The organism is Nocardiopsis sp. TNDT3 (assembly GCF_003427465.1).
Classification (GTDB): Bacteria; Actinomycetota; Actinomycetes; order Streptosporangiales; family Streptosporangiaceae; genus Nocardiopsis; species Nocardiopsis dassonvillei.
This window is the reverse complement of sequence record NZ_QPFC01000308.1, coordinates 1-3,100: the sequence shown is the minus strand read 5'-3', so window position 1 is coordinate 3,100 and position 3,100 is coordinate 1. Positions and strand designations below refer to the sequence as shown.

The following is a 3,100-nucleotide window of genomic DNA, read 5'->3' as shown; positions in this document are numbered from 1 at the left end:
GGGGTGTCGGGGACGGAGCGCTTGGAGGTGCCGACCAGGGCCGTGGAGACCAGGCGGTCCCAGGAGTCCACGGCGGCGAGGGGGTCGGGGGTCACAGGGAGACCGCCTTTCCGTTCCGGTCCCACACGGTGATGGGGGTGAGTCCCGTCGCGGGCGACCACTCGGCGGCGACGGTGGAGGGGTGGCCGCCGGTGACCGCGAGGAGGCGCCAGGGCTCTGGGGAGGCCAGGGGCAGCGCGTGGCCCTCGGTGTCGGTGAGGTACCACCGGCCGTCGTGGGCGGGGGCGGCGCGGTCGAGCACGACCGGCCAGGTGTCGCGCCAGGGGTCCTCGGCGAGGGAGGCGGCGAAGGCGTCGAGGGCCTGCGTGACCGTGCCGCCCTCGGGCGGGGCCGCCTCGGTCGTGGTGCCGTCGCCGACGGGGGCGACCCGGTGGCCGTCGGGGTAGAAGGCGAACTCGGCCTCCACGTCGGTGCCGGCCCGGAAGGGGGTGGTGGGCGCCTGGCCGGGTCGGGCGAAGGCCAGGTACAGGGCCACGCGCCCGGTCGCGGTGCCGCGCAGCCACAGGCGGCGCACGCGCATGTCGGCTTCGAGGGCGGGGGCGTCGTGCCAGCCCAGGACCCGCCAGGTGTCGCGGACGCGCTCACCGCCGGCGAGGACGTCCTCGGCCTTGACGGTGATGCCCACCCGGGAGCGGACGGCGCCGCGGACGCGCTCGTCGAGGGCGTCGCCCGCGCGGTAGCCGTTGACCAGCAGGTGGAGGAGGCCGAGCCGTTCGAGCATCCGCTCGGGCCAGCTGTCCCCGCGCGCCGCGGAGGGCAGCTGGGAGACGAGGGAGGCCGCGCCGCCCGCCTTGGCGTCCACGAGCCGCTTGGCCATGCGGTCCCAGTGGTCGTAGCCGTGCTTGGGCACCTCGGCCAGCCCGGTGTCGACCTGGTCGCGCAGCCAGAGGCCGAGTTCGTCGACCCCGGCCCGGACCGCCTCCTCCCTCCTGCGCAGGGTCGCGGCCGCCCGTTCGGGGTCGGCGGGGGCCGCCGGGCTGTTGGCCTTCTCCTGGCGGGCGGCCCTTCCGGAGAGCCACTTGGCCACCCACTCGGGCCGCTCCTCCCGGTCGGCCACGCTGTCCTGGGTCCACAGGGCCAGCAGGCCCAGGACGTGCTTGCAGGGAATCTTGCGGCTGGGGCAGCTGCACTTGTAGGCGGTCCCGCCCGCGCCGTCCAGGTGGACGGCGGCCAGGTAGGGCTTGGAACCGCTGCCCTTGCACTCGCCCCAGACGGCGGAGGTGCCGCCGGAGGGGGCGGCGACCGCTCCGCGCTCGGGCCAGGACGACTCCTTGGCCACCTTCAGGGCGGCCTTGCGGGAGGAGGCGTCCGGAGCCAGAGCCCATACGTCGTCGGTACTCCATCGATCGCTCACACAGAGAACACTACGGACTCCCTATGACAAAAAGCGGCCTTTTCGAACCTTCTTGCGAACGCCCGTGGAACTGTCGCATCCCCGTGGCAGACTCCGGCCGCGGAGCGGCTCCGCCCGGCGCGCGACCCCGGGTTCCGGCGCTCGGGAGCCCCAGAAAAAGTGCGCCTTAATACCATTTACCACTAATACGCGAGCGCCCTTTCTCCGCCGTGTTGAAAAAAGAGCGCGACCCCTTCTACAATGAGCGATCCCGCTTCTCCCCTCCGTCACCGCACCGGCACACCATCTCCCCGAAGAGAAGGACTCGGTTCGTTGACGACCACACGGCTGTACGGCACCACACCCGCCACCGGACGCGACGGCCTCTGGGCCGCGCTGCGCGAACGCCACGGACCCGTGGCCCCGGTCGAACTGGAGACCGGCGTACGGGCCTGGCTTCTGCTGGGCTACCACGAGAACCTCGCCGTGTTACAGAACCAGCACCTCTTCTCGCGCGACACCCGCCGCTGGCGCGAGGTGGTCGAGGGGCGCGTCGACCTCGCCTGCGCCCGGCCCGCGCTGTCCTGGCGCCCCAACGCCCTGTACGCCGACGGGGCCGAGCACACCCGGCTGCGCTCGGCCATCGCGGACAGCCTGGCCAGGGTGGACATGAACGCCACCGCCCGCACGATCCGGCGGATCGCCGACGAACTCATCGACTCCTTCGTCGCCGACGGCAGGGCCGACCTCATCTCCGAGTACGCCAACCCCCTGCCCGTGCTCGTGGTCAACAGCCTGTACGGGCTCTCCGACAGCTACGGGTACATGCTGGGCGACCTCACGTCCATCGTCTTCAGCGAGAACGCCGAACGCGCCGAGGACGCCGTCGGCCGCATCCACCAGTACTTCTCCGAACTGGTGGCCCGCAAGCGCAGGATCCCCGGTCAGGACCTGGTGTCGTGGATGCTGGAGCACCCCGCGGGGCTGAGCGACCACGAGGTCGCGCACCAGGCCGCGCTCATCAACAATTCGAGCCACCAGACCACCACACACCTCATCGGTAACACGATGCGCACTCTGTTCACCGACGAGGCGGTCCGCGCCGCCTACACGGACGCGCAGATGACCGTCCACGAACTGCTCGACCACGTGATGTGGACCGACACGCCCTTCCAGATCCTGCCCGCCCGGATCGCCCTCCAGGACATGCGCATCGGCGACGTCGACATCCGCGCGGGCGACGCCCTGCTGATCGGCTTCGACGCCGCCCACCGCGATCCGGCCGTCCACTCCGACCAGGCGGGGGGCAGCAGGGCCCACCTGATGTTCGGCGCCGGGCCGCACGCCTGTCCGGCCCGCGAACTGGCCCGGCTGACCGCCACGATCGCGGTCACCGCGCTCCAGGAGCGCCTGGGCGGGCTCCGGCTCGCCGTGGAGCCGGAGGACCTGCGCTGGGTCCCGTCGCCGTTCCTGCGGGGGTTGCGCGAACTCCCGGTGGTCTTCACCCCGGGCGAGCCCCTCGCCCTCGGCCCCCGGGAGGGCTCCGGAGGGGACGGGCAGTCGGAGGCCGGGGCGCGCGGGGGGGACCGGGACGACAGCGACGAGGGCCACGAGGACGACCTCCTCAGCCGTCTGCTCGCCTGGTGGCGCGGACGGAGTTGACCCCGCCGCGGCGTCGGGTCCTGGCGTCGGCGGCGCGGGCGCGCG

Annotated in this window: 2 protein-coding genes; one reads left to right on the top strand and one right to left on the bottom strand. The window is 72.9% G+C overall.

Translation table 11 applies throughout. From position 1 onward, the window contains the following. Positions 1-91: 91 nt before the first annotated feature. Entirely contained in the window at positions 92-1,339 is a 1,248-nt protein-coding gene (locus tag DQW06_RS08325) for an SWIM zinc finger family protein (protein WP_117198242.1), read from the bottom strand. A 387-nt stretch (positions 1,340-1,726) separates the two neighbouring features. On the opposite strand from DQW06_RS08325, the gene DQW06_RS08320 reads away from it, so the two are divergent. Then, on the top strand, positions 1,727-3,055 hold the full coding sequence (locus DQW06_RS08320; protein WP_117198241.1) for a cytochrome P450: 1,329 nt from the start codon (positions 1,727-1,729) through the stop codon (positions 3,053-3,055). Positions 3,056-3,100 lie beyond the last annotated feature (45 nt).